This window comes from Burkholderia sp. Ac-20379, from assembly GCF_017104645.1.
Classification (GTDB): Bacteria; Pseudomonadota; Gammaproteobacteria; order Burkholderiales; family Burkholderiaceae; genus Burkholderia.
The window spans coordinates 1-24,379 of sequence record NZ_JAAGPF010000095.1 but is presented as its reverse complement, the minus strand read 5'-3'; the positions used below and the strand labels follow the sequence as shown (position 1 = coordinate 24,379).

Genomic DNA, 24,379 nt, shown 5'->3' with positions numbered 1-24,379 from the left:
CTCGTTCGACGGCGGCAATTCGAAGGGGATCGACATCGCGAACACGGCCGGCACGCCGGTGGTGGCAGCGGCGGGCGGGCGCGTGGTGTATGCGGGCAACGGGCTGCGCGGCTACGGCAACATGCTGATCATCAAGCACGACGCCGATTTCCTGACCGCCTACGCGCACAATCGCGTGCTGCTCGTGAAGGAAGGCGATGCCGTGACGCAAGGCCAGAAGATCGCGGAGATGGGCGACACCGACAACGATCGCGTCGCGCTGCATTTCGAGCTGCGCTACGGCGGCCGCTCGATCGATCCGGCGCGCTACCTGCCCGCGCGCTGACGCACGCGCCGCATCGCGCGGCGCGCATTCCGGGCTTCCGGCGGCAGCCGGGCCCCTGCTGACGAACGAGACCGCTCAGCGCTTGCGATACCGGCCGCTGACGCGGCCGGACAACGGATCGACGCGCGTCGCGAACCACACGACGGCAGCAATGCCGAGCAGGCTGATCCCCGTGGCAATCCAAAGCCAGACCATGTTTCACTTCAATTCGTTGAACGAGCGATAGTACGCGCGAACCGGCGAGGCCGCCGTCACGCGAATCATCGCTACGTGAGGTGCGACTATCTCGCAAAGGTCGTGACGATACGGTGTACGCTCGAACATCCGCCCTTCGCGATGTCGCCCGGAGCACCGATGCTGCCTGAAGCCGACAATTACCCTTCATTGCTCGCCGCGTTCGCGTGGCATATTCCGCAGCGCTACAACATCGGCGTGGACGTGTGCGACCGCTGGGCCGACGGCAGCGGCCGGCTCGCGTTGATCGACGAGCGCGAGGACGGCACCGTCACGCACTATACGTTCGACGCGTTGAAGGCGGCCTCCAATCGCCTCGCCAACCACTTCGCGCGCGCCGGCCTGGTGCGCGGGGATCGCGTCGGCATCTTCATCGCGCAAGGCCCGCAGACGGCGATCGCGCATCTGGCCGCCTACAAGGCCGGCCTGATCGCGGTGCCGCTGTTCGCGCTGTTCGGCGCCGACGCGCTCGAATTCCGGCTGGCCGACAGCGGCGCCGCGGCGCTCGTCACCGATTGCGCGGGCGCGGCCAAGATCGCGCCGCTGCGCGCCGCCCTGCCGGCTCTGCGCACCATCTACTGCACCGACGGCGAACCCGGCGGCACGCTGTCGTTCGAGGCGGCGCTCGCCGGCGAATCGGACGCCTACTCGCCCGCCGACACCGCCGCCGACGATCCGGCCGTGATCATCTACACCTCCGGCACGACCGGCAAGCCGAAGGGCGCGCTGCACGCGCACCGCGTGCTGCTCGGCCATCTGCCCGGCGTGGAGATGTCGCAGAACGGCTTTCCGCGCGGCGCTCGCGTGTTCTGGACGCCGGCCGACTGGGCCTGGATCGGCGGCCTGCTCGACGTGCTGCTGCCGGCCTGGCATCACGGCGTGACGGTCGTGGCGCGCCGTTTCGAGAAGTTCGACGGCGAGGCCGCGTTCGCCCTGCTGGCCCGCCACGGCGTCACCCATGCGTTCCTGCCGCCGACCGCGTTGAAGCTGATGCGCGGGGTGGCCCGGCCGCAAGAGCGGCACGCGCTCGCGATCGAATCGGTGGCGAGCGGCGGCGAATCGCTCGGCACCGAGCTGCTCGACTGGGGCCGCGAGGTGTTCGGCGTGACCATCAACGAGTTCTACGGGCAGACCGAATGCAACGTCGTGCTGGCCTCGTGCAGCGCGCTGTTCGCGCCGCGCCCGGGCGCGATCGGCAAGGCCGCGCCGGGGCATCGCGTCGAGATCGTCGATGCGGCCGGCCAGCCGGTGCCGCCCGGCACCGAAGGCACGATCGGCATCCGCGCGCCCGACCCGGTGATGTTCCTCGGCTACTGGCGCAACCCCGAGGCGACGCGCGAGAAGTTCGCGGGCGACTACCTGCTGACGGGCGACCGCGGCGTCGCCGACGAGGACGGCTTCATCCGCTTCGTCGGCCGCGACGACGACGTGATCACGAGCGCCGGCTACCGGATCGGCCCGGGGCCGATCGAGGATTGCCTGCTGCGCCACCCGGCCGTGCGGATGGCGGCCGTGATCGGCGTGCCCGATCCGACCCGCACCGAGATCGTGAAGGCGTTCGTGGTCGTCCAGCCCGGCGTGACGGCCGACGAGGCGCTGGTGCGCGCGTTGCAGCAGCACGTGCGCACACGTCTGGCCGCGCACGAATACCCGCGCGCGATCGCGTTCGTCGACGGGCTGCCGCTGACGGCCACCGGGAAGATCATCCGGCGCGCGCTGCGGGACCTGTAAGCGTGGCCGCGGCGATGGCCGCGTTTGCGCCAGCCGAACGGGCGCCCCGGCGGATCGGCTAAAATCGCGGCTCACCCCGCATTGCAATCCGCACCCGGCCGCCATCGCGGCCGCGCGCTCCCGTTCAAGACCATGACCGCATCGACTCCCTCGCCCGCCGGCGACACGCCCAGCCCGCTCTACCGTCAACTGCTCGGCGAAACCGCCAAGATCGACTGGTGCGACCTCGAACGCTTCTTCGCGCAGGGCAAGCTGCTGTCGGTGGCGCGCGACCTCGATCTCGTCAGCGTGGCCGAAGCCGTTGCCTCCGACGACACCGAGCAGGTCACGCGCTGGCTGTCGGCCGGCCACGTGGCGCGGATGCCCGCCGAGGTCGCCCAGGATTACGCCACGCGCACGCCCGAACTGTGGGCCGTGGTCGTATCGCCGTGGATCTGCGTGCAGGAACGCGCCTGAGCGCCTGCCGATGTCCGCCTCCCCCGCTTCTCCGGCCGGCGCCGCGCCCGGCCGCACGCCGGTCGACCATCGCGGCGTGCTCGGCCTCGCGATCCCGATCGTCCTGGCCAACCTGACGCAGCCGATCCTCGGCGCCGTCGACACCGCCGTGGCCGGCCACCTCGACGGCCCGCAAGTGCTCGGCGGCGTTGCGCTCGGTAGCCTGTTCTTCAGCTTCGTGTACTGGGGCTTCGGCTTCCTGCGGATGGGCACCACCGGGCTCGTCGCGCAGGCGTTCGGCGCGGGCGATCGGGCCGGCATCCGGCTCGCCGTGTGGCGCGCGTTGGCGCTGGCCGCCGTGCTCGGCCTGGCCGTGCTGGCGCTGAGCAGCCCGCTGATCGCGATCGCCATGCAACTGCTCGGCGGCAGCGACGCGGTGCGCGCCAACGCCCAGGCCTATGCCCACGCGCGCATCTGGGCCGCGCCGTTCGCGCTCGCGAACTACGCGATCCTCGGCTATCTGCTCGGCGTGCAGCGCGTGCGGCTGGCGCTCGTGCTGCAGACGTTCATCAATGTCGTGAACATCGTCGCCGTGGTGGCGTACGTATATCGCTTCGACGGCGGCGTGGCCGGCATCGGCGCGGCCACCGCGACGGCCGATCTGGCCGGTTTCGTCTTGGGCGCGATCGCGCTGCTGGCGCGCCGCGGCGACGGCAACCGGCAAGGCCTTCGATTCGGCCTGCCGACCCGCGCCGCCTTCTTCGAACGCACGGCGCTCAAGCGGCTCGTCGCGCTCAACCGCGACATCTTCGTGCGCACGTTGTGCCTGCTGTCAGCGTTCGGCTGGTTCGCGCATCTGGGCGCGCAGCAAGGCGACGCGACGCTCGCGGCCAACGCGCTGCTGCTCAACTTCCTGACGTTCACGTCGTATGCGCTCGACGGCTTCGCCCATGCGGCCGAGGCGCTCGTGGGCGCCGCCGCCGGCGCGCGCGATCGCGGCACGTTCCGCGCGGCCGTGCGCGTGACGCTGCAATGGGCGGTGGGCTGCTCGGTGGCGTTCACGCTCGTGTATGCCTCGAGCGGCAACTGGATCGTCGCGCAACTGACCGATCAGCCGGCCGTGCGCGAGATGGCGGCGCGCTTCCTGCCGTGGGCGGCCGTGCTGCCGCTGGTGTCGGTGTGGGGGTTTCTGCTCGACGGCGTGTTCATCGGCGCGACGCAGACGCGCACGCTGATGATCGCGATGGCCATCTCGCTGGCCGTGTTCCTGGCCGCCAGCTTTGCGCTGGCCGGGCCGCTCGGCAACCACGGCCTGTGGCTCGCGCTGTCGATCTTCATGCTCTCGCGCGGCGTGACGCTATCGCTGCGGATGCCCGCGCTCGCGCGCCGGATCGGCAGCGCGGCGGGCTGAAGCCGGGCGCCGGCCCGCTTACTGCGAAGCGGCCGCTGCCGGCGCAGCCGACGAGCCCGGCGCATCGAGCATCGACGGCGGCGTCATGTCGGTCGGCACGCCGTGATAGTCGGCCGGATCTTCGGGCGGCTTGCCGTGATGGCGCGAACCCGCGCTCGACGCCGATTGATCCACGCAGGCGCTCAACATGACCGCGACGAGCGCGGCGATAACGAAACGGAACATCCTCACCTCGAATTCGGAAAGCCGCGCGGCGCACGACGCACCGCGCACGCGACGCAGCAGTCTAGCGGAAACCGGAGCGCGGAGCGTCGGACGCTCGGCGCTCCGGATTGCGCTCGCGCGCGCGGCGCATCCCCTGCCCGGCTCGCGGCACAGGCAATAAAAAACGGCACGACGATCGGATCGTCGTGCCGTTTCGATGAGGCTGGGCTTGCAGCTTGCGCGTGACGGATCAGCGTGCGATCGGCTCGGCCAGGAAGTGGCGGGCGTAGCGGGCGTTGATGTCCGAGAGGCGGAACAGCGTCAGGAAATCGGCGCAGTTGAAATCGGGATCCCAGGCCGGTGCGCCGCAGATCTTCGCGCCGAGACGCAGATACCCCTTGATCAGCGGCGGCGGCAGCACCTTCGTGCCCGTCTTCAGCTCGTCCACCGGCAGCGCCGTGTGCGGGAAGGCGTGGTACTCGGGCGCCGTGAGCGAGCCGCTGAGCGACTCGTACAGGTTGGCCGCGTAGTGGCCGCCGTCGGCCATCGACACGCTCGCGCAGCCGAGCATGGTTTCGTAGCCGTTTTGCATCATGTACGTGCCGAGACCGCCCCAGAGCGCCATGATCACGGCGCCGCTGCGGTAATCGCGATGCACGCACGAGCGGCCGACTTCGACCATTTTCGAGCGCAGATGCGCGAGGCGGGACAGGTCGAACTCGCCTTCCGCGTACAGACGGCCGATACGGGCGGCCTGGTGCGGCGGGAGGACACGGTAGGTGCCGACGACCTTGAGCGTATCGAGGTCGCGGACCAGAAGGTGATCGCAGTAGGCGTCGAAAGGATCGACGTCGAGGCCAGCGGGACCGCTGACCGAGGCGCCCATTTCATCGGCGAACACGTTGTAACGCAGGCGCTGGGCTTCGCGCAGTTCGTCTTCGGTGCGTGCCCATGCGGCGCGCAGACGAAACTCGGACGTGACCGTTTCGGCCGCGCGCGGCAAGCGGCGGCGCGACTGGTCAAGCGGCAGCGAAGCGAATGGGAGCGTGGGCGTCGGCAGATCTCGCATCAGGCTTTCCTGGTCGTAAGGAATGGAACGACATGGTCGCCAATGTAGTAACCGGCCGTGACGCTTGGATGGCGAATCGGTGTCAGTTCGGTGACATGTCGTCGAACTGACTTTAGCAGAAAGTCGGAAGAAAGGTATTTGAACGCTCAATTCGGCCTGATTCAGGCCAATTCCGGCGAAATTGCGGCCTTCAGGACAGCTTGCCCCGTGCTCTCGCGAGAGCGGCTTTGCAGCCAAATCAGGCCGCCTTTTTTCAGCGACCAACTGTCGTCGATACCCGACAGCAGCTTCGCCGCCACCGCACCGAGCGTCGGTTGATGGCCGACCACCACCACCGTGGGCGCGATGCCCTCCGGCCAGCCGGCCGCCGTCAGCACGTCGGCCACGCTGCCGCCCGGCGCCAGTTCGCGCACGGTGCGGTATTGGTCCGTCAGCGTCTCGATCGTCTGCACGGTGCGCGCCGCCGGGCTCGACAGGATCACGGCGCTGCTTTCGAGACGCGGCCGCAGCCACTTCGCGACGGCGTTCGCATCGCGGCGCCCCCGCACGGTCAGTTGGCGGGCGAGATCGCTGGCGGCGTAGTCCTCGGCTTCGGCGTGACGCCATAGAATCAGATGCATCCTGATGTACCTCGGCGAGTCGGTCGGGCCTCCATGCTAACGCGCCTTCGATGACATCTGTAGGAGGGATTGACCCGAGTGGCGAAATGAGGCACAATCTTTGGCTCGTCGGAGCGTAGCGCAGCCTGGTAGCGCATCTGATTTGGGATCAGAGGGTCGTAGGTTCGAATCCTATCGCTCCGACCACGAGACACGAAGGGGTTATCCGCCACAAGCGGGTAACCCCTTTTTCCGTTTCCGGGCCCTGCAAGCACCATGTAACCCGATCCTGTCCTCCAGATCCACTTCGATCCAGATCGTTCGATCAACTGATCGGCCTTTCCTCTGCGCTGATTCGCAAAGTGCCTCCAGCACGCGCGGCCTACCGTCCGCGCAGGATTATCCGGCGTGCATGGCATCGATGGCCGCGAGGCTGTCGGGCAGTACGTTTCGCAAGAACTCGGCCCACATGTGCACATGCTCGGGCTTCGCATATCGCAGCCAGATGTCGTCGCTCGCCTTGAAGGGCGCCCGCGGTGCCTCAAACTTCGCCAAATACCACCGCGTGACATCCGGCGATACGTGCAGCGCCGGATGCCCTCCTGGCGGCTGGCTGAGACTGGCGATGACCTGGCGTTGCAGCCGCCAGACTTCGGCCCTCTGTGCATCGGTCAGGAGTGCGGCCAGCCTCGCTCTGGCTGTCGATAACTCGCCAGCCTCGGGGCGTTCCGACCGCTGGAACTCCATCACGAACCTGGATCCGGCGCAATCGTCCCAGCCGTCACGAGAGACTTGGCACCACAGCGTGGTGTATCGGCTATCGCGCAGGCGCGACCAACTTAAAAGCGCCTTCTCGCGCCTGAATCCCAAGGACCTGAGAAACGGCCCCAGCTCTTCGCGAAGTATCGCGTAGACCTCCGACGATTTCATGTTTTGAAGATCGCTTATGAAAATCACGCTAATTTTCAGCAATATCCAAGACCCGCGAGCCGGCCGCTGGACCGTCCATTAAAAACGTCTTCCACTGCTGCAAAACGCCAAGGATCTCTATCGTCGGTAATGCTTCCGCACAGTCTGGCACGCTCAGGCTGAACGCTGATCCGCGGTCTCCCTGAAATTCGATAGCGAAGCACGCCCGCCCCCAAAGCTGGACGCTCGATGCGCCGGCCAAAGCCCTGTTCGCCTTATCTATTGCGTCGTCGATCCACTTGATCGTGTGCTCGATGCCCAGCCCCCCGTCATCGCCGAGCGCATCGGCGAGAGGACTTATCCCCCAGGGATTCAGCCTGTCGGAAGTGCAATGCGCATATTGGTCACCATTCGGGAGCGCTTGCCAGGAGAACATAAGCTTCATATCGAGTGTCGATTTGTCATCGTGAAATGATGATAGCTCGGTGGTTCCCAGCGGGTTCAACCTGGGGATACCTTGGCACGACGAATCGAACCAGCTTACACGCACAACGTCCGGCATCCGGCGGATTGTTTTCGGCTCGCTTGCGCAGGCCGCCGCGCGTTCCTTTGACGTTGTGCATGCTCGCCAAGGCGGTGCGCATGCGGCTGTGGGACACAACCGAGATCGAGCCGGTCAATGAACGCGCCCCTCCTCAAGGCGTCTGCAACCCCCCATCCCGCAACCGCGTCTGCGTCCACGTCGTCACCGTGTTCTCGCACGGATATTTCGCCGCCTCGGCCTCGTCGAGGTCGACGCCCAGCCCCGGCTTGTCGTTCGCATACACATGCCCGTCGCGAAACGCCGGCAGCCCCGGGAACACGTCCAGCAACGCTTCGCGCGGCCCCTTCAATTCCTGGATCACGAAGTTCGGCGGCTCGGTGCCCGACCACTCCTGCACGCCGAAATTGCGCGACGCGAGATCGATATGGATATTGGCCGCATGCGCGAGCGGCGACATATCGCCGGGGCCGTGCCAGGCCGTTCTCACGCCGAACTGCTCGGCGAAGATCTGCAGCTTGCGCCCGGCCGTGATGCCGCCGATCTGGCTCAGGTGGACGCGAATGAAATCGATCAGCCGCTCGGTGATCAGAAAACGCCATTCATAAGGATTGTTGAACAGTTCGCCCTGCGCGAGCGGCGTGGTGGTCTTCTCGCGCAACTGGCGGATCCACTCGCCCTCCTCCAGCGCGATGGCATCCTCGAGAAAGAACAGTTCGTACGGCTCCAGTTCGCACGCGAAGCGGATCGCCTCGACGGGCTTGAGCCGCTCGTGCACGTCGTGGCACAGCTCGACGTCGAAGCCGACCCGGCTACGGATGCCGTCGAACAGCTTCAGCGTCTCGCGCATGTACCTGCGGCTGTCGAGATAGATGCCGTCGGCCGAGCCGTGCGGCGCGGTGGCGGGCGCCGCGCCGAAGCCGGCGCCGCCGTAGCCGCCGCTCTGGCAGCGGATATGCGTGATGCCCTGCTCCCGATATTTCTGAATGTTCTCGCACAGCTCGCCGAGATCGCGGCCGTCGGCATGCCGGTACACCGGCACGCCCTCGCGGCACTTGCCGCCGAACAGCTGATACAGCGGCATGTTGGCCAGCTTGCCCTTGATGTCCCACAGCGCCATGTCCACGCCCGAGATCGCATTGTTCTCGATCGGGCCGTTGCGCCAGTAGGCGTTCTGATGCATCAACTGCCACAGCTCCTCGATGGCCTCGGCATCGCGGCCGATCAGCAGCGGCCGCAGATAGTCCTCGACGAGGCATTGCACCGCGAGGTGCCGGTACGCAAACGTCGCGCAACCGAGCCCGACCAGCCCGGGCTGGTTGGTCTCGATCTTGACGACGATCAGGTTGATCCCTTCGGGCGCGGTCAGGATGACCTTCACATCGGTAATCAGGGTGGTCATGAGTCAGGCCGAAATCCAGAAAATGAGGGGGGGCGGTGCGAAACGCCGGGCGCATCAGGTACGGCCGAGCGAGCCGGCGGAAGCCGCGGCCGGGCGTGGTTCGGCGCGGCCCGGCACGGTCATCATGATGAACACCGAGGCCAGCAGCGCCGCGGCCATGAAGATGTACGACGCGGACGGGCTGCCGGTCGCGCCGTTCAGGTAGCCGACGATCCACGAGCCGAGGAACGCGCCGAGCGCGCCGCTCGAATTGATGATGCCGATCGCGCCGCCCAGCACGTTGCTCGGGATCAGTTCCGGCACCAGCGCGAAGAACGGCCCGTAAGGGGCATACATCGTCGCGCCGGCGATCACGAGCAGAACGAACGAAATCCAGAAATGCGAGCCGCCGACCAGATAGGAGCCGACGAGCGCGACGGTGCCGATCAGCAGCAGCGGCCAGACGAACAGCTTGCGGTTGCGCGTCTTGTCGGACAGCCACGACGCCAGCAGCATCAGGACGATGGCGGCGAGATACGGCACGGCGGCGAGCCAGCCCACCGAGACGATGTCGATCGTCGCGGCCGCCTTCAGGATCGACGGCAGCCACATGATGAAGCCGTACACGCCGATGCTCCAGAGCGCATGGATCGCGCAGCACTTCAGCACGATCGGCGAGCGGAACGCGGCCTTGTAGTCGCGCACCGGTGCGATGTCGGCCTGCTCGGCCTTCAGGCGCGCGGCGAATTCGGTCTTTTCCGCGTCGCTCATCCACGGCGCGTCGGCCGGACGATCCTTGACGGTGAACCACCACACCACCGCCCACGCGAGCGCGGGCACGCCCTCGATGACGAACATCTCGCGCCACCCGAAGCTGCGCACCAGATAACCCGACACCACCGACATCCACAGCACCGTAACCGGATTGCCGAGGATCAGGAACGTGTTCGCGCGCGAGCGTTCGGAGCGCGTGAACCAGCGGCTGATGTACATCAGCATCGACGGCATGACGGCCGCCTCCACCACGCCGAGCACGAAGCGCAGCACCATCAGCATCGGAATGTTGCTGACCATCCCCGTGGCCGCCGCGCACAGGCCCCACAGAATCAGGCTCGCGAAGATCAGCTTCTTGACGCTGTTGCGCTGCGCGTAGATCGCGCCCGGCACCTGGAACAGGCAGTAGCCGAGAAAGAACAGCGAGCCGATCAGCGACGACATGCCGTGCGTGATGCCGAGATCCTTGTCGATCCCGGCGGCCGCGGCGAAGCCGTAGTTCGCGCGGTCGAGATAGGCCAGGCTGTAGGTGATGAAGATGATGGGCATCAGATACCACCATCGTTGGGGTGCCACGGGTTTGACGCTGTCCATGATGTCTCCGGTAGGTGCGTGCGGGCCGGCGCCCGTGTCGATGTTGTTAGCGTGGGGCGGCCGGCGTTGGGGTACTGCGTTCGGCGCTGCTTTCAGTGCTGCTGTCAGGCCGAGTTCAGAGAACCGACAGCCAGCCGCCGTCGACGTAGACGATCTGGCCGTTCACGTAGCTCGACGCGGCCGAAGCCAGGTACACGGCGGTGCCGACCAGTTCCTCGGGCTTGCCCCAGCGCTGCGTCGGGTTGCTGCTCTTGACCCACGCGTCGAAGCTGGCGTTCTCGACGAGCGGCCGGTTCATGTCGGTCAGGATGTAGCCGGGGCCGATCGCGTTGGCCTGGATGTTCGACTGCGCCCACTCGGCGCTCATCGCGCGCGTCAGCATCTTGATGCCGCCCTTGGCCGCCGTGTAGGCGCCCACCGTGGCGCGCGCCGCCTCGCTCGTCAGCGAGCCGATGTTGATGATCTTGCCGCCCGTGCCGCGCGCGATCATGCGCCGCGCCGCCTGCTGGCCGACGATGAACGCGCTCGTCAGGTTGGTGTCGATCACGCGCTGCCAGTCGCCGAGCGCGAGCTCGACGAGCGGCTGGCGAAACTGGATGCCGGCGTTGTTGACGAGGATGTCGATCGCCACGCCGTCCGCGTCCCACTGCGCGAACGCATCGGCCACGGCGTGCTCGTCGGTCACGTCGAACGCGCGGCCCTGCGCGTCGAAGCCGCGCTCGGCGAGCCGCGCGACCGCGGCGGCCACGGTGTCGGCCTGCGTGCCGTTCACGATCACGCGCGCGCCGGCCGCGGCGAGGCCTTCGGCCAGCGCGAAGCCGATGCCGCGCGCCGAACCGGTGACGAGCGCCGTGCGGCCGCTCAGATCGAACAATGAAGTCATGGGGGTGTGTCCTCTCGATAGTCGAATCTCGGGCGCGAGTGCGCCCCTCGCAGCCGCTGCCGGCCGCGATGCAGTGAATGCAACAACGTCGGTTGAGCCGGCCGAGCCGTCAGGCCGGCTTGCCGCCCACGGCCCGATGCAGCGCCGCGCGATCCTCGAAATCCTGCTCGGCGCGCCGAATGAGCACGAGCGCCGCGGCTTCCGCGGCCGCCTCGTCGCCGTTCTCGATCGCGACGCACAGCGCCTCGTGCATCGGCAGCGAGCGGGCCGGGCCGCCGGCGATCTCCGAACTAAGCGCGAAGCTTGTTTCGAGGATCGACGACAGCGCGTTCTGCATCTGCTGGACGAACTGGTTGTGGCAGGCGGTCAGGATCGCGCCGTGGAACGCCAGGTCGGCGGGCACGTAGTCGCCCTCGCCGGCCACCGCGCGCGCCATCGCCTGGTAGGCGCGCCGGATCGCGACGCGATCCGCGTCGGTGGCGCGCTTCGCGGCGAGCTTGGACGCGTTCGGCTCGATGATCAGGCGAAGTTCCATCAGATCCTGAATCAGCGCGTCGTCCACCGTGCCGGCGCGGGCGCGCCAGTGAATGACGTCGGGATCGAACAGTTGCCATTGCGAGCGCGGCAGCACCACCGTGCCGTAGCGCCGCCGCACCTGCAGCATGCCCTTGGCCGACAACGATTTCACCGTCTCGCGGATCGTGATGCGGCTCACCTTGAGGCGCTCGGCAAGCTCGTCCTCGGACGGCAGCACCTCGCCCGGGGCAAGCTGCCCCGAGCAGATCTGCTCGCCCATCTGGTTCAGTACCTGCCGGTGCAGGGTTGCCATGAATGACTCTCTAGATCATACGTATGATCTAGAAAGATAATGACGGACGCTCGCCGCGGCAATCCGGGTTCTCCCGGAGCCGGGGGCGAGCCGCGAAGCGTCGGAGCGTCGAATTCGCGCTGGCAGCCGCGGCGCTTGGAAGCGTGCAGGCGATTCGCGCCAGCCTCGACGGCGCCGCGACCCTGCAGCGTTCATCGAAAGCAGTGAAACAACATGGGCAGCGGGCCGGAACGGCGGGCCTGCGAGGACGACGTTTCCGGCACCGGACGCATTCCCCCGCCCCGCCAGCGCTTACCAGGGCGTCGCGCCGTCGGCCTCGACAAAGGTGCCCGACACGGCGTCGTCGCCGAGCAGCGCGTACTTCACCGGCATCCGCGCGCCCTCCGCCACGCTCAGAAAGCCGTTGTGCCCCGTGAGATCGGTTTTCACGTAGCCGGGGCACACCGAATTGACAACGATCGGCGTGCCCTTCAGTTCCTCCGCCAATTGCACGGTCAGCATGTTGAGCGCGGCCTTGGACGCGTTGTAGCCGATCAGCCGCGCGTTGTAGTACGGCGAGGACGGATCGCCGTTGAGCGTCAGCGAGCCGAGCGAGCTCGACAGATTGACGATCCGCGCGCGCGGCGCCTGCCGCAGCAGCGGCAGCATCGCCTGCGTCACGCTCAGCGTGCCGATGAAGTTGGTTTCCATGATGCGGCGGGCCGCATCGGGCGACGCGGCGGTGGACGGGCCATCGGCGGCGTCGACGATGCCGGCGTTGTTGACGAGAATGTCGAGCCGCCCGTGCCGGGCGCGAATCGTTTCGGCGGCCGCCGCGATGCTGGCGCGATCGATCAGGTCGATCGCCACCGATTCGGCGCGCACGCCCTGCGCGGTCAGATCGTCGAGCGCGGCCTGCGCGCGGCCGGCGTCGCGCGCGCCGACGATCACGAACACGCCGGCCTGCCCGAGCTGCCGGGCGATTTCCAGGCCGATGCCCTTGTTGGCGCCGGTCACCAGCGCAATGCGGTTATTGTCTGTCATCTGCCATCCTCGATCGGTTCGGTTAAGACACGAACACGATATAAAGAATCGTCCAGCCTGAGAATTCGCTTATGCCGTCCGCCACGCCCACTCGTCTCACGCCCCGCAGGAAGCCGCGCCAGGCGCGCTCGACGGTCACGCTGCACGCCATTTTCGAGGCGACCATTCAGGTTTTGCTGAGCGACGGCCCCGAGCGACTGACCACCACCCGGGTGGCGGAGCGGGCCGGCGTGTCGGTCGGCACGCTGTATCAATACTTTCCGCACAAGCAGGCGTTGTTCTACGGCCTGAACGAGCACTATCTGGACGCGCTGGCCGCAACGATCGAGCGCACCTGCCAGACGCTGCGCGGCGCGCCGATCGACCGGATGATCGAGGTGCTGGTGGGCACGTACTGGGATGCCAAGATGGAACGGCCCGACATCACGCGCGTGCTGTACCGCTCGGTGGTGGATCTCGACAACGCACCGCTGATCGAGGCGTTCACCCGGCGCGTCGACGCCGCGTCGGCCGCGATGTTCGGCAGTGCGGCCGATGCCGTGCTGCCGGATCTGGCGATCGTCAACCTGACGCTGCTCAACACGATTTTCGGCACGGTGCGCAGCGTGTGCGAGCGCGATCTACCCGACGACGCGGCGCGCGCCGTGCAGGGGCAAGTGATCGTGATGTGCCGCGCGTATCTGGATCGGCTCCGCACGGACGGCCGGGAATAGGCGTGCGCTGATCGGTTGCGGATCGGTTGCGCACGCAACCTGTCTCGAGCCGAAGCCACAGACGGAAAACCCGGTTGGCGATGAAGCGCCACCGGGATCGACACAACCGCGCCGCGATACCGCCAGCCGGTCGGCCGGCGGCTCGCGACGGCGCGGGACAGGCCGGATCAGCCTGCCCGTCGCGGCTCGGTTCGACGCGCTTCAGCGCATCCCGCCCGCCGCCAGCACGTTCTCGCCCGTCAGCCAGCGCGCATCGTCGGACGCCAGGAACACGGCGATATCGGCAATATCGTCGGGGCGGCCGCCGCGTCCGAGCGGCGTTTTCGCGATGAATTCGGTGTCCATGCCCGAGCCCGAAATGCCGGCCGTATGCGTGCCTTCGGTTTCGACATAGCCCGGGTTGATCGCGTTGACGCGAATCTTGCGCGACGCCAGTTCGAGCGCCAGCACGCCGGTGATCGCATCCACCGCGCCCTTGGTGCCCGTGTAGATGGCGGTGGCCGGCGGCGTGATGCGCGTCACGGCGGAGCTGATGTTGATGACGCTCGCGCCTTCGCCCAGATGCTTCGAGGCGGCCTGCGTGACCAGCAGCAAGCCGAGCACATTGGTGTTGAACTGACGATGGAATTCGTCTTCGGTGATGTCTTCCAGCGCGCCGAACGCGTACACGCCCGAGTTGTTGACGACGATGTCGAGCGAGCCGTACGCGTCGATGGCCGCCTGCACGAGGCCGGCTGCGCCAGCACGCTTCGACACGTCGCCGCCGGCCGCCACCGCGCGCCCGCCGGCGCCCGTGATCTCGCTCACCACCGTATCGGCACCGGCCCGGCTGCTGGCATAACCGACCACCACCGCCGCGCCTTCGGCGGCCAGCGCCTTGGCGATTGCCGCACCGATTCCCTTCGACGCACCCGTGACGAGCGCCACTTTTCCTTCGAGCTTGGCCATTCCGATCCTCATTTCCGGTAAGCCGGGCGCGACCAGGACGGCTGCGCACCGGGGATGACCTGAAATCTACGCGCGGCCAGACGCCGGAAAAAGCGGATCAAGACGAATGAAGATAACGGGGTTCGCAAACAATCGAAAACGGCCGGGAGCGCCGCATCGTCCCGCATCGCCGCGCGCTACCCGTCGAAGCCGAGATCGGTGCGCAGGCGTTCGACGGCCAGATCGATGAAGCCCCGGATCTTCGCCGGCGTGTGCTGCCGCTCGGCGTACACGACATGCACCGGCATGGCCGGCTCTTCGAACTCGCTCAATACCGCCTGCAACGCGCCCGAGCGCAATTGCGCGGCGATCTGGTAGGCGGGCACGCGCGTCACGCCCATGCCCGCCTCGGCGGCGGCGATCGCGGCGTCGTTGGTGTTGCAGGCCAGCGCCGGGCTCACGCGCACCGCGATCCCGCCCGCTTCGCCGAACCGCCATTCGCCCGCGGCCCAGCCCGCCGTCGCGCCGACGATCCGGTGACGCGCAAGCTCGTCGGGCCGCTCGGGCACGCCGTGCTGGCGCAGATAGTCGGGCGACGCGCACACGACGCGCCGCACCGCGCCCACCTGGCGCGCCACGTAGCTCGCATCGGGCAGATGCCCGATGCGCACGGCCACGTCGATGCCCTCCTCGACCAGATGCGTCATGCGATCGACGAACAGCGCATGGCCGATCACCTTCGGATGCCGTTCGAGAAACGCGTTGAGAATCGGCAGCACGTGCATGCGCCCGAACAGCACCGGCGCCGACACGGTCAGCGTGCCGGTGGGCGCCGAATACGAACCGGCGGCGGCAGCCTCGGCCTGCTGCACTTCCGCGAGGATGCGTCGGCAATCGTCGAGGTAGCGCTCGCCCATGTCGGTGAGCTTGATCGAGCGCGTCGTGCGCACGAACAGACGCGCGCCGAGCATCTCCTCCAGCAACGCGATGGTGCGGGTGACGGTGGGCGGGCTCGCGTTGAGCTGGCGCGCCGCGCCCGCGAAGCCGCCGGCTTCGGCGACCTTCACGAACACGGTCATGGCGTGGAAGCGGTCGATGATGTGCCTCTCTCCGGGCGCGCCCGGCGCAAAGCCATTGTTCAGGATGCCGCATGATATCCGGGCCGAGCCGGCCCGTGATGCGCGCACCATTCGAAAAAACAAAAGAGTGCATTCCACCGATTGGCCGTTCTGTCGAACGGCGCCTCTCTTTAGGCTTCAGTCATCCGGGCGGACTGGCCGCCGGGGCCCATCGAGGTTGCACGCATGAAACTCTACTACGACGCATTGTCCGGCCACGCGCATCGCATCCGGCTGTTCCTCTCGCTGCTCGACGAACCGGTCGAGATCGTCAACGTCTCGCTCGCGGCGGGCGAACACAAGAAGTCCGAATTTCTCAAGCTGAATCGCTTCGGACAACTTCCCGTTCTGGACGACGACGGCACGATCGTGGCCGATTCCGCCGCGATTCTCGTCTACCTGGCCAAGAAGCTCGGCAAGACCGGCTGGCTGCCCGAGGACGCGCTCGGCGCGGCGAAGGTGCACCGCTGGCTGTCCGTCGCCTCGGGCGAGATCGCCTACGGCCCGTCCGCCGCGCGGCTGATCGTGCTGTTCGGCGCGAAGCTCGATGCCGAGGAAGTCATCAAGCGATCCCACGACATCCTGAAGCTGATCGACGCCGAGCTCGACGGCCGCCAGTGGATCGCCACCGCGCAGCCGAGCATCGCCGACGTGGCGCTGTACAGCTACATCACGGCCGCGCCGGAAGGCAACGTCGACATCTCCGGCTACGCGAACGTCAACGCCTGGCTCAAGCGCGTCGAGGCACTGCCCGGCTTCGTGCCGTTCGCGCGCAACGCGGTCGGCCTGCGCGCGGCGGCCTGACGCGCAACCCGCCACCATCGCCGCGAGCCGCTCATGTCGAATACCCCATCGTCGCCGGGCTGGGGCCTGGATGAATCGCCGTTTCACGAAGGCGAGCTGAGCGTGCAGGCGCGCGTCGGCGTTCGGGAAAAGATGGCGGTGACGGGGCGGCAGGTGATGCGCGAATACCTGACCGGGCAGCATCGGGAATTCTTCGGACTGCTGCCGTATATCTTCGTTGGCTCGGTCGATGCCCACGGACAGCCGTGGGCGTCGATCCTGCTCGGCCAGCCCGGCTTTCTCGACGCGCCGGACGCGCACACGGTCGCCGTGCAGGCGCGCCCGCTGCACGGCGATCCGCTCGGCGCCAACCTGCGCCTCGGCGCGGAGATCGCCATGCTCGGCGTGCAGCTTCACACGCGACGGCGCAACCGCTTCTTCGGCGCGATCTCCGCCGTCGGCCACGGCACCTTCACGGTAGCCGTGCGGCAAACGCTCGGCATCTGCCCGCAGTACATCCAGGGGCGCGAGCCCGCGTTTCACCGCGATCCTATGCACGAGGTCGCGACGCCCGTGCATCGGCATGCGCGCCTCGACGCGCGGGCCCGCGACATCATCGGCAACGCGGATACCTACTTCGTCGCGTCGTCGAACCTGCGCGAAGGCGCGGGCGCCGCGCGCGGCGCCGACGTCTCGCATCGCGGCGGGCAGCCCGGCTTCGTGCGCATCGACGACGACGCCACGCTGACCGCGCCCGACTTCGTCGGCAACTTCATCTTCAACACGCTCGGCAACTGGCAGCTCGACGATCGCGCCGGGCTGCTGTTCATCGATTTCGAGCGCGGCGACGTGCTCTACCTCGCCGCGCGCGCGGAGATCGTCTGGGACGGCCCGGAAGTGCGTGCGTTCGCCGGCGCGCAGCGGCTCGTGCGGTACCGCATCGAGCAGGTCGTGCACGTGGAGGCGAGCCTGCCCGCGCACTTCTCGCCGCCCGAACACTCGCCGTTGCTCGCGCGCACCGGCAGTTGGCGCGACGTCGAGCAGACGCTCGAAGCGGAGCGCATGCGCAACGCCTGGCGGCCGTTGCGGATCGAGCGCATCGTCGACGAAGCGGCGCAGATCCGCTCGTACCATCTCGCGCCGGCCGACGGCCTCGGCCTGGCTACGTACACGCCGGGGCAGTTCCTGCCGATCCGCGTGCAACCCGAAGGCTGGCGCGAGCCCGCGAACCGCACCTACACGCTGTCGAGCGCGCCGGGCGGCGCGACCTATCGCATCACCGTCAAGCGCGAAGGCGCGGGCGGTGTATCGGACTGGCTGCACGATCGCGCCGCGGTCGGCACCCTGATCGAAGCGAAGGCGCCGCGCGGCGCGTTCGCGTTCGAGGCAGATCCGCGCAGCCCGGTGGTGCTGATCTCGGCCGGCGTCGGCATCACGCCGATGATCGCGATGGTCGACAGCCTGCTCGTCAACCAGGGCCGCACGCTGCACCACGCGCCGATCTGGTTCGTGCACGGCGCGCGCCGCGACCACGCATTCCGCGCGTTCCTGAACGACAAACAGGCGCGCCACGGCAATTTCCACGCGCACGTGCGCTACAGCCGGCCGCGCCCCGAGGACACGCTCGGCGTGACGCACGACAGCGAAGGCCAGATCGACATCGCGCTGCTGAAATCGATCCTGCCGTTCGACAGTTACCAGTTCTATCTGTGCGGCCCGGCCGCATTCATGCAGTCGCTGTACGACGGGCTCACCGGCCTCGGCGTGCCGGACGCGTCGATCCACTTCGAGCGCTTCGGCCCGGCGTCGGTCGCACGACGCAAGACGCAGGCGCCCGCGCCTGCCGACGACGATGCCGAGGAATCGATCGTCGTCACGTTCGCGAAGTCGGGCAAGACCGCGCGCTGGCGGCCGTCGTGCGGCTCGCTGCTCGAGCTGGCCGAAGCGGCCGGCGTGCCGGCGCTGTCGAGCTGCCGCGTCGGGATGTGCGGCGCCTGCTCGGCCGGCATCGTCAGCGGCTCGGTCGATTACGCCGCCCCGCCCGAGCACGAGATCGCGCCGGGCACTGCCTTGCTCTGCTGCGCCACGCCGCACCCCGGCCCGCATCTGCACGACTCGCTCGATCGCGAAGGCGTGTCGCTGGACCTTTGACCACCAGAAGGAACCCACCATGAACGACGATGCCGCCCGCAACCTGCCCGCCGGCTATGTGCCGCCGACGGTATGGATCCCGAAGGCCGACCCCGGCGGCGCTTTCGGCAGCATCAACCGCCCGACCTCGGGCGCGCGCTTCGAGCAGCCGCTGCCGGTCGGCAAGCATCCGCTCCAGCTGTATTCGCAAGGCACGCCGAACGGCCAGAAGGTCACGATCCTGCTCGAGGAGCTGCTCGCGGCCGGCCATGCGGGCGCCGAATACGACGCGTGGCTCATCGACATCTTCAAGGGCGACCAGTTCGGCAGCGGCTTCGTGGCGATCAATCCGAACGGCAAGATCCCCGCACTCGTCGATCGCTCGATCGAGCCCGCCGTGCCGATCTTCGAAAGCGGCTCGATCCTCGTCTACCTCGCCGAGCGTTTCGGCGCGTTCCTGCCGACCGAGACGCGCGCGCGCACCGAGACGTTCAACTGGCTGATGTGGCAGATGGGCGCCGCGCCGTTCGTCGGCGGTGGCCTCGGCCACTTCTATGCGTATGCGCCGCTCAAGATCGAATACGCGATCGACCGCTACGCGATGGAAACCCGGCGCCAGCTGCATGTGCTCGACACGCATCTGGCCTCGCACGAATTCCTTGCAGGCGGCCAGTACACGATCGCCGACATGGCCGTGTGGCCGTGGTACCCGGGCAGCCTGTACGGCGTGTACGGCACGCACGAGTTCCTGGCCATCGAGCAGTACCCGCATCTGCTGCGCTGGTACCACGCGATCGCGGCGCGCCCGGCCGTGGCGCGCGGCCGCGTCGTCAACCGCACGTCGGGAGCGCCCGGTACGTGGCTGCGCGAGCGCCACGACGCAGGGGATTTCAATGCGCTGTGCCAGCCAGCATGACAGGAGGCGGGACGACGCGCAGCCTGGCACAGCGCGTCGAGCATGCGCGGAGCGTTCGGCACGAGGCCGCTCGGCGCGCCCCCCGTTCAACACGCCCCATCACTCACACCCGGAATCGCCGGCTGAAACTCCCACGGCCCGATGTCCAGAATGCGCCGGTTGTCACGCCATTGCGCCGGTTGCGCGACCGAATCGGGATCCCAGCTCACCCGCGTCCCCGGCGGCCACGTCACCCCACCCGCGCGAAACGGCCGCGCCAACGCCGCACCGTAGATCCTGACCAAAGCATGGTGCGTCCGATCGACATACAGGCAGGCATGGCTCAGCGGCACCCGCCAATCGCCGAACACGATGTCCTGCGCGAGCGCCAACGCCAGGATCTCCGGGTAATTCCGCTCGCCGAGGCTCTCCGTCAGCGACAGTCCGCCCGGCAAAGCGATGTCGCCCACGCGGTTGCCCGGCGCGAGCCGGCAGGCGGTCAGGCGCATCGGTATCGGTTTGTCGTCGTCGTCGCGCGTGCGAAACGAGATCGGCTGCGTCAGGTCGCAACGCCACCCCTCCACGATCCGGCTGCCCACGCCCGTGATCGTGAAGCCGTAGAGATCGGGCTGCAGCGTCATCGCGTCGAAGCCCTGGATCGCCACCGGCTGCGGAAACGTCGCCTTTCTGATGTTGCTCTCCCGCATCACGTAGGCATCGTACAGGTCCAGCCGGGTTCCGGCGGGAAACGTCAGCACGCCGAAACGCGTGGCCTTCGCGAGCGTCACATGCCGCGCCGATTCGGGCGCCGACTGGATGCGATCCACCTGCCAGAACACGTAAAGCACGTAGATCGCGATCGCGGCGCCGGGCGCGAGAATCGGCGAGGCGATCAGCACGCCGATACGCATGCCGCGATGCCGCCAGATCCGGCGCCGCAACGGCGGCACGATCGCCAGCAACAGCGCGAACAGCAACGCGCCAAAGCCGATCAACACGATGACGAACATCAGGTTTGACCATACGGGTACGGCGATCATCACTTCCTTGGTATGCGCCCCGCTTCGGCGCGCCCGAACCCGGCCTTCGTCGCGATGGCCGGGCCGCTGGCGCCGGCGGGATCGTTGAAATAGGATTGAAACGGCTCGGGCCGCGCAAGCACATGCGGCGGCCCGCCATTCTCGCCCAGCCGCCCCGATCGCCCAAGCGCGCGGGGCGCCGAGCGGTTGCCGCGCCGGCCTGGCCGCACCACGCCACCCCACCCGCCGTGGGGTCATTCCATCCGCCCATTCGACTATTTAAATAGAAATCATTATCATTCGCGTTTATAGATCGGCATCGAGCCCACGCCATCCGAGAACCCGAGAGAAACGCCATGCACACCGCCACCACTGCTTCCCCCTCCCGCGCAGACGACCGCGACGAGCTCGCGCGCTGGCGGCGTTCGATCACCTGGGGCAACCGCGCGTTCGACGAGCGCGACTACGCCACCGCGATCGCCCATTACGACGCGGCGGTATCGCTCGCGGACGCCATGTACGGCCGCGTCGGCGACGCCGAGGCCGGCACGGCGGCGTGGGTCGTCGCGCATCACAACCTGGCCGACGCCTACGCGCGCCTGGGCCGCAACTGCGATCAATGCCGCCATCTGTGCGCCGCGCACACGCGCCTGTGCGACACGATGAACGGCGCCGCGTTGCCGATCCGCTGGCAGACCGCCGCGCAACGCCATTGCCGCCGCACCTATGCCGAACTGACGCATTACGTCGCGGGCCATCCCGACGACGATGCCGCCCGCGAAGCCTGCCAGCTCGGCGCGGCCGGCCCGGTGCACACGCTGACGCGCCAATGACCGAACCGCCGCCGCCCGATCCGATCCGATCGGATCGGGCCAACCCACCGAACTCACTGAACTCACCGAACCACCACCCGGAGCCACCATGCCCTACACCCTGCCCCCGCTGCCCTACGCCTACGACGCGCTCGAACCGCACATCGACGCGCAGACGATGGAGATCCACTACTCGAAGCACCACCAGGCTTACGTCAACAACGTCAACGCGGCGCTCGAGGGCGCGGGCCTGCCGTTCCCGAGCATCGAGGAACTGGTGTCCGGCATCGAATCGCTGCCGGAATCGGTGCGCGGCGCGGTGCGCAACAACGGCGGCGGCCACGCCAATCACAGCCTGTTCTGGAGCGTGATGGCGCCGGACGGCGGCGGTGCGCCGCAAGGCCGCCTCGCCACCGCGATCGACGCCGATCTCGGCAGCTTCGATTCGTTCAAGGACGCGTTCACGAAGGCCGCGCTGACGCGCTTCGGCAGCGGCTGGGCATGGCTCAGCGTGACGCCGGCCAAGAAGCTCGTGGTGGAGAGCAGCGGCAACCAGGACAGCCCGCTGATGACGGGCAACACGCCGATCCTCGGCCTCGACGTCTGGGAACACGCGTATTACCTGAAGTACCAGAACCGCCGCCCCGAATACATCGCGGCGTTCTACAACGTGGTCAACTGGGCCGAGGTGTCGCGCCGCTACGACGCCGCGCTCGGCTGAGCGCCCCGCCCGCGCGCCCGTGCGGTTTCGGGCGCGCCATGAAAAACGGCCGCCATGCCTGGCGGCCGTTTCGTCTTCCCTTCCCGATGCTTCGTTATCTTCGCACCACGCCAAGCAGCAGCGTCACGATGAAGATGATGACGAAGATGAAGAACAGGATCTTGGCGATTTCAGCGGCGCCGGCAGCAATACCGCCGAAACCGAAGACCGCCGCGATGATGGCGATGATGAAAAAGATCACTGCGTAGCGAAGCATGACTACCTCCCAGTTGAAAAACGACTTCATGCCGCGATCGGCCAGGCCGTCACGACGTCCTCTTGTGTTGCGGCTTGTTCTTGATGCGCGTCGCGGCCATGTCCTCGAGTTCGCGTTCGCTCATCGAGTCGTACATGTCGCGCGATGCGCCCTTCATGTCCTTGACCTGCGTTGCTCCACGCTTGGCCGACAATGCCGCGCCGGCCGCGTGTTGTTGCGCTTGCGATTTCGCCTTCATGCCCGCCTCCTCGTCCGTCCAGACCGGTGATTCGATGGGAAAGCCGCCTCGCGCGCGCGAACCCTTTTCAGACCGGCACGCGGCGGCGTAGCTCGGCCGGCAGGATCTTCATCGCCTGCCGGTACTTCGTGACGGTGCGGCGCGCGAGCACCACGCCGCGCCCCGCCAGCCGATGCGCGAGCGCCACGTCCGACAGCGGCTCGCCGGCCGCCTCGGCCGTGATCATTTCGCGGATCAGCACCTTCGCCGCCGCGGCCGAGCACGCGCCGCGCCCCGCCGCCTCGAGCTTGCGCGGGAAGAAGTGCTTGAACTCGAACACGCCGTGCGGCGTGGCCATGTACTTGTTGCCCGTGGCGCGCGAGATGGTCGATTCGTGCAGATCGAGCTCCTCGGCGATGTCGCGCAGCACGAGCGGCTTCAACGCGATCGCGCCGTAGCGGAAGAAATCGCGCTGACGCGCGACGATGCATTCGCCCACGCGCTGGATCGTGTCGAAGCGCTTCTGCGCGTTGCGGATCAGCCAGCGCGCTTCCTGCAACTGCTGGCCGAGCGGCGATTGCGCCGATTCGCTCGACTTCGCGAACAGCTCGGCATAGAGCTTGTGCACGCGTGCACGCGGCATCACGGCCGGGTTGACTGTCACGACCCAGCGCCCGCTCACCTGGCGCACGATCACGTCGGGCACCACGTAGTCGCCGCTCGCGCTGCCGTAGTGATTGCCGGGGCGCGGATCGAGCTTGCGCACCAGCGCGCAGGCCGCGCGCAGCGTGCGCGTGTCGCAGCCGATGCGGCGCTGGATTTCAGCCGTCTCGCGGCGCGCCAGGCGTTCGAGATGATGCTCGGCGATGGTCTTGGCGCACTCGACGTCGGGGCGGCCGGCCGGCATCGCATTCAGTTGCAGCAGCAGACATTCGGACAACGAACGGGCGGCGAGGCCCGGCTTGTCGACCGATTGCACGAGCCGCAGCGCCACCGTCAGTTCCTGCTCGCTGAAGCAGGCGTCGGAATCGGCCACCGTCTCGGCCAGCTCGGCGAGCGTCTGGCGCAGGTAGCCGTCGTCGTCGAGCGCGTCGATCACCGTGCGCGCCGCCGCGCGGTCGCGCGGGTTCAGCGGATAGAGGCACAGCGACTCGTGCAGATGCTCGTGCAGCGACGGCTCCATCACGACGCGCTCCGACGCCTCCATGTCGTAGCTGTCGCCCGAGCGGCGCATCGCGCTGCCGCGCAGCGCGGTTTCGGCCGTGTACGAGAACGCGTTGTCGCGCGGCGCTTCCTCCGCCGTCACCAGGTTCGGCGCATCGGCCGATTCGGCCGATTCGGCGGCCTGTTCGGCCTGATCGAACGGCGTGCGCGTATCGTCGTCGCCGGACACCTGCACGTCCTCGAGGAACGGATTGGAGTCGAGCGCCTGACGCAGCTCTTGCTGGAATTCGAGCGACGACAGTTGAAGCAGCCGAAGCGACTGTTGCAACCGCGGCGTCAGCGTCAAGTGTTGCCGCATCTGTAGCGCGAGCGTGGACATCGGGTGCTCCTGGTCGATTGATTGATCCTGTCCCGACTTTCGCAACATTCGTACCAGGTCGCTAACACCTTGATATTCAAGGGCTCGGCCCGCGAGCGGCCACGATCGGGACTACCAGGACAGCATTTTTTACAAGCGGCTGCGCAAGATTTGGACCGAACGCGCGGCAAACAATGCAATGCGCTGTTGCGCGGAGCGAGATGCGCGCATCGCCGGCACGCCGCCGGCCGCGCTGCCGCGCGCGGGTACGCGTCCTGCTGAATCCAATCGCCCGCCGGCCCGCCGCGCGGGCGCGGCGAGGGG

Annotated in this window: 26 protein-coding genes and 1 tRNA gene; 11 read left to right on the top strand and 16 right to left on the bottom strand. The window is 67.8% G+C overall.

Annotated elements, in window-relative coordinates; translation table 11 throughout:
• From G3N92_RS14865 to G3N92_RS14850, 4 genes are all read left to right on the top strand, one after another.
• The coding region (locus tag G3N92_RS14865; RefSeq protein WP_206128289.1) for a peptidoglycan DD-metalloendopeptidase family protein at positions 1-325 on the top strand (325 nt) is incomplete at its 5' end.
• A gap of 354 nt (positions 326-679) precedes the next feature.
• Positions 680-2,290: an acyl-CoA synthetase gene (locus tag G3N92_RS14860; RefSeq protein ID WP_206128288.1), complete on the top strand. Its 1,611-nt coding sequence runs from the start codon at positions 680-682 to the stop codon at positions 2,288-2,290.
• A gap of 132 nt (positions 2,291-2,422) precedes the next feature.
• Positions 2,423-2,746, top strand: a complete 324-nt coding sequence (locus G3N92_RS14855; protein ID WP_206128287.1) for a DUF2288 domain-containing protein — start codon at positions 2,423-2,425, stop codon at positions 2,744-2,746.
• A 10-nt stretch (positions 2,747-2,756) separates the two neighbouring features.
• Complete coding sequence (locus G3N92_RS14850; RefSeq protein WP_206128286.1) at positions 2,757-4,136, top strand: MATE family efflux transporter; 1,380 nt, start codon at positions 2,757-2,759, stop codon at positions 4,134-4,136.
• A gap of 18 nt (positions 4,137-4,154) precedes the next feature.
• Here the strand turns inward: G3N92_RS14850 and G3N92_RS14845 are convergent, their stop codons facing one another.
• The 3 genes from G3N92_RS14845 to G3N92_RS14835 all read right to left on the bottom strand — a co-directional run bounded on the left by G3N92_RS14845 (position 4,155) and on the right by G3N92_RS14835 (position 6,029).
• A complete protein-coding gene (locus G3N92_RS14845) occupies positions 4,155-4,361 on the bottom strand; it encodes a hypothetical protein (RefSeq protein ID WP_206128285.1) in 207 nt (68 codons plus the stop codon).
• A 229-nt stretch (positions 4,362-4,590) separates the two neighbouring features.
• Positions 4,591-5,409 carry a GNAT family N-acyltransferase gene (locus tag G3N92_RS14840; protein ID WP_206128284.1) on the bottom strand — a complete coding sequence of 273 codons (819 nt, stop codon included), beginning with the start codon at positions 5,407-5,409 and terminating at the stop codon, positions 4,591-4,593.
• Between the two features lie 161 nt (positions 5,410-5,570).
• Positions 5,571-6,029, bottom strand: coding sequence for a histidine phosphatase family protein (locus tag G3N92_RS14835; protein WP_206128283.1), 459 nt, complete (start codon positions 6,027-6,029; stop codon positions 5,571-5,573).
• 109 nt (positions 6,030-6,138) lie between these two features.
• Here G3N92_RS14835 and G3N92_RS14830 point away from each other — a divergent pair.
• Positions 6,139-6,215: transfer RNA gene (locus tag G3N92_RS14830), tRNA-Pro, on the top strand.
• A gap of 192 nt (positions 6,216-6,407) precedes the next feature.
• Here G3N92_RS14830 and G3N92_RS14825 read toward each other — a convergent pair.
• The 7 genes from G3N92_RS14825 to G3N92_RS14795 form a co-directional block, all read right to left on the bottom strand.
• Positions 6,408-6,965: a hypothetical protein gene (locus tag G3N92_RS14825; protein ID WP_206128282.1), complete on the bottom strand. Its 558-nt coding sequence runs from the start codon at positions 6,963-6,965 to the stop codon at positions 6,408-6,410.
• A gap of 1 nt (position 6,966) precedes the next feature.
• On the bottom strand, positions 6,967-7,422 hold the full coding sequence (locus G3N92_RS14820) for a hypothetical protein (RefSeq protein ID WP_206128281.1): 456 nt from the start codon (positions 7,420-7,422) through the stop codon (positions 6,967-6,969).
• Positions 7,423-7,612: 190 nt separating this feature from the next.
• The gene (locus tag G3N92_RS14815) at positions 7,613-8,860 is read right to left on the bottom strand and encodes an enolase C-terminal domain-like protein (RefSeq protein WP_206128280.1); all 1,248 of its coding nucleotides are present in this window, start codon (positions 8,858-8,860) and stop codon (positions 7,613-7,615) included.
• A gap of 54 nt (positions 8,861-8,914) precedes the next feature.
• Entirely contained in the window at positions 8,915-10,207 is a 1,293-nt protein-coding gene (locus G3N92_RS14810) for an MFS transporter (RefSeq protein ID WP_206128279.1), read from the bottom strand.
• A gap of 115 nt (positions 10,208-10,322) precedes the next feature.
• The gene (locus tag G3N92_RS14805; protein ID WP_206128278.1) at positions 10,323-11,090 is read right to left on the bottom strand and encodes an SDR family oxidoreductase; all 768 of its coding nucleotides are present in this window, start codon (positions 11,088-11,090) and stop codon (positions 10,323-10,325) included.
• A gap of 109 nt (positions 11,091-11,199) precedes the next feature.
• Entirely contained in the window at positions 11,200-11,919 is a 720-nt protein-coding gene (locus G3N92_RS14800) for a FadR/GntR family transcriptional regulator (RefSeq protein ID WP_206128277.1), read from the bottom strand.
• A gap of 291 nt (positions 11,920-12,210) precedes the next feature.
• Entirely contained in the window at positions 12,211-12,942 is a 732-nt protein-coding gene (locus G3N92_RS14795) for an SDR family oxidoreductase (protein ID WP_206128276.1), read from the bottom strand.
• Between the two features lie 71 nt (positions 12,943-13,013).
• On the opposite strand from G3N92_RS14795, the gene G3N92_RS14790 reads away from it, so the two are divergent.
• Positions 13,014-13,655, top strand: coding sequence for a TetR/AcrR family transcriptional regulator (locus G3N92_RS14790; RefSeq protein ID WP_206128275.1), 642 nt, complete (start codon positions 13,014-13,016; stop codon positions 13,653-13,655).
• A 201-nt stretch (positions 13,656-13,856) separates the two neighbouring features.
• On the opposite strand, the gene G3N92_RS14785 is transcribed toward G3N92_RS14790, so the two are convergent.
• Both G3N92_RS14785 and G3N92_RS14780 read right to left on the bottom strand, forming a co-directional pair.
• Positions 13,857-14,603: a glucose 1-dehydrogenase gene (locus tag G3N92_RS14785; protein ID WP_206128274.1), complete on the bottom strand. Its 747-nt coding sequence runs from the start codon at positions 14,601-14,603 to the stop codon at positions 13,857-13,859.
• Between the two features lie 176 nt (positions 14,604-14,779).
• Positions 14,780-15,679, bottom strand: a complete 900-nt coding sequence (locus G3N92_RS14780) for a LysR family transcriptional regulator (RefSeq protein WP_206128291.1) — start codon at positions 15,677-15,679, stop codon at positions 14,780-14,782.
• A gap of 207 nt (positions 15,680-15,886) precedes the next feature.
• Between G3N92_RS14780 and G3N92_RS14775 the strand changes: the two genes are divergently transcribed.
• The 3 genes from G3N92_RS14775 to yghU are packed head-to-tail and all read left to right on the top strand — an operon-like array spanning position 15,887 to position 19,529.
• Positions 15,887-16,504 carry a glutathione S-transferase gene (locus tag G3N92_RS14775; protein ID WP_206128273.1) on the top strand — a complete coding sequence of 206 codons (618 nt, stop codon included), beginning with the start codon at positions 15,887-15,889 and terminating at the stop codon, positions 16,502-16,504.
• 33 nt (positions 16,505-16,537) lie between these two features.
• Positions 16,538-18,634: a pyridoxamine 5'-phosphate oxidase family protein gene (locus G3N92_RS14770; RefSeq protein ID WP_206128272.1), complete on the top strand. Its 2,097-nt coding sequence runs from the start codon at positions 16,538-16,540 to the stop codon at positions 18,632-18,634.
• 19 nt (positions 18,635-18,653) lie between these two features.
• Complete coding sequence (yghU, locus tag G3N92_RS14765) at positions 18,654-19,529, top strand: glutathione-dependent disulfide-bond oxidoreductase (protein WP_206128271.1); 876 nt, start codon at positions 18,654-18,656, stop codon at positions 19,527-19,529.
• Between the two features lie 86 nt (positions 19,530-19,615).
• On the opposite strand, the gene G3N92_RS14760 is transcribed toward yghU, so the two are convergent.
• A complete protein-coding gene (locus G3N92_RS14760) occupies positions 19,616-20,785 on the bottom strand; it encodes a hypothetical protein (RefSeq protein ID WP_206128270.1) in 1,170 nt (389 codons plus the stop codon).
• A 98-nt stretch (positions 20,786-20,883) separates the two neighbouring features.
• Here G3N92_RS14760 and G3N92_RS14755 point away from each other — a divergent pair, with 98 nt between their 5' ends.
• The gene (locus G3N92_RS14755) at positions 20,884-21,360 is read left to right on the top strand and encodes a hypothetical protein (protein ID WP_206128269.1); all 477 of its coding nucleotides are present in this window, start codon (positions 20,884-20,886) and stop codon (positions 21,358-21,360) included.
• 88 nt (positions 21,361-21,448) lie between these two features.
• On the top strand, positions 21,449-22,060 hold the full coding sequence (locus G3N92_RS14750; protein ID WP_206128268.1) for a superoxide dismutase: 612 nt from the start codon (positions 21,449-21,451) through the stop codon (positions 22,058-22,060).
• Between the two features lie 94 nt (positions 22,061-22,154).
• Here the strand turns inward: G3N92_RS14750 and G3N92_RS14745 are convergent, their stop codons facing one another.
• From G3N92_RS14745 to G3N92_RS14735, 3 genes are all read right to left on the bottom strand, one after another.
• Positions 22,155-22,316, bottom strand: coding sequence for a DUF1328 family protein (locus G3N92_RS14745; protein ID WP_206128290.1), 162 nt, complete (start codon positions 22,314-22,316; stop codon positions 22,155-22,157).
• 49 nt (positions 22,317-22,365) lie between these two features.
• Positions 22,366-22,554, bottom strand: coding sequence for a DUF3008 family protein (locus G3N92_RS14740; protein WP_206128267.1), 189 nt, complete (start codon positions 22,552-22,554; stop codon positions 22,366-22,368).
• Between the two features lie 67 nt (positions 22,555-22,621).
• Entirely contained in the window at positions 22,622-24,076 is a 1,455-nt protein-coding gene (locus G3N92_RS14735) for an RNA polymerase factor sigma-54 (RefSeq protein WP_206128266.1), read from the bottom strand.
• Between the last annotated feature and the right edge of the window lie 303 nt (positions 24,077-24,379).

Excerpts from the sequence above, each read along its gene's own strand:
- G3N92_RS14860 (WP_206128288.1), top strand. The coding sequence starts at position 680 with ATGCTGCCTGAAGCCGACAATTACCCTTCATTGCTCGCCGCGTTCGCG.
- G3N92_RS14855 (WP_206128287.1), top strand. The coding sequence starts at position 2,423 with ATGACCGCATCGACTCCCTCGCCCGCCGGCGACACGCCCAGCCCGCTC.
- G3N92_RS14850 (WP_206128286.1), top strand. The coding sequence starts at position 2,757 with ATGTCCGCCTCCCCCGCTTCTCCGGCCGGCGCCGCGCCCGGCCGCACG.
- G3N92_RS14845 (WP_206128285.1), bottom strand. The coding sequence starts at position 4,361 with ATGTTCCGTTTCGTTATCGCCGCGCTCGTCGCGGTCATGTTGAGCGCC.
- G3N92_RS14840 (WP_206128284.1), bottom strand. The coding sequence starts at position 5,409 with ATGCGAGATCTGCCGACGCCCACGCTCCCATTCGCTTCGCTGCCGCTT.
- G3N92_RS14835 (WP_206128283.1), bottom strand. The coding sequence starts at position 6,029 with ATGCATCTGATTCTATGGCGTCACGCCGAAGCCGAGGACTACGCCGCC.
- G3N92_RS14815 (WP_206128280.1), bottom strand. The coding sequence starts at position 8,860 with ATGACCACCCTGATTACCGATGTGAAGGTCATCCTGACCGCGCCCGAA.
- G3N92_RS14810 (WP_206128279.1), bottom strand. The coding sequence starts at position 10,207 with ATGGACAGCGTCAAACCCGTGGCACCCCAACGATGGTGGTATCTGATG.
- G3N92_RS14805 (WP_206128278.1), bottom strand. The coding sequence starts at position 11,090 with ATGACTTCATTGTTCGATCTGAGCGGCCGCACGGCGCTCGTCACCGGT.
- G3N92_RS14800 (WP_206128277.1), bottom strand. The coding sequence starts at position 11,919 with ATGGCAACCCTGCACCGGCAGGTACTGAACCAGATGGGCGAGCAGATC.
- G3N92_RS14795 (WP_206128276.1), bottom strand. The coding sequence starts at position 12,942 with ATGACAGACAATAACCGCATTGCGCTGGTGACCGGCGCCAACAAGGGC.
- G3N92_RS14790 (WP_206128275.1), top strand. The coding sequence starts at position 13,014 with ATGCCGTCCGCCACGCCCACTCGTCTCACGCCCCGCAGGAAGCCGCGC.
- G3N92_RS14785 (WP_206128274.1), bottom strand. The coding sequence starts at position 14,603 with ATGGCCAAGCTCGAAGGAAAAGTGGCGCTCGTCACGGGTGCGTCGAAG.
- G3N92_RS14775 (WP_206128273.1), top strand. The coding sequence starts at position 15,887 with ATGAAACTCTACTACGACGCATTGTCCGGCCACGCGCATCGCATCCGG.
- G3N92_RS14770 (WP_206128272.1), top strand. The coding sequence starts at position 16,538 with ATGTCGAATACCCCATCGTCGCCGGGCTGGGGCCTGGATGAATCGCCG.
- yghU (WP_206128271.1), top strand. The coding sequence starts at position 18,654 with ATGAACGACGATGCCGCCCGCAACCTGCCCGCCGGCTATGTGCCGCCG.
- G3N92_RS14760 (WP_206128270.1), bottom strand. The coding sequence starts at position 20,785 with ATGACCCCACGGCGGGTGGGGTGGCGTGGTGCGGCCAGGCCGGCGCGG.
- G3N92_RS14755 (WP_206128269.1), top strand. The coding sequence starts at position 20,884 with ATGCACACCGCCACCACTGCTTCCCCCTCCCGCGCAGACGACCGCGAC.
- G3N92_RS14750 (WP_206128268.1), top strand. The coding sequence starts at position 21,449 with ATGCCCTACACCCTGCCCCCGCTGCCCTACGCCTACGACGCGCTCGAA.
- G3N92_RS14745 (WP_206128290.1), bottom strand. The coding sequence starts at position 22,316 with ATGCTTCGCTACGCAGTGATCTTTTTCATCATCGCCATCATCGCGGCG.
- G3N92_RS14740 (WP_206128267.1), bottom strand. The coding sequence starts at position 22,554 with ATGAAGGCGAAATCGCAAGCGCAACAACACGCGGCCGGCGCGGCATTG.
- G3N92_RS14735 (WP_206128266.1), bottom strand. The coding sequence starts at position 24,076 with ATGTCCACGCTCGCGCTACAGATGCGGCAACACTTGACGCTGACGCCG.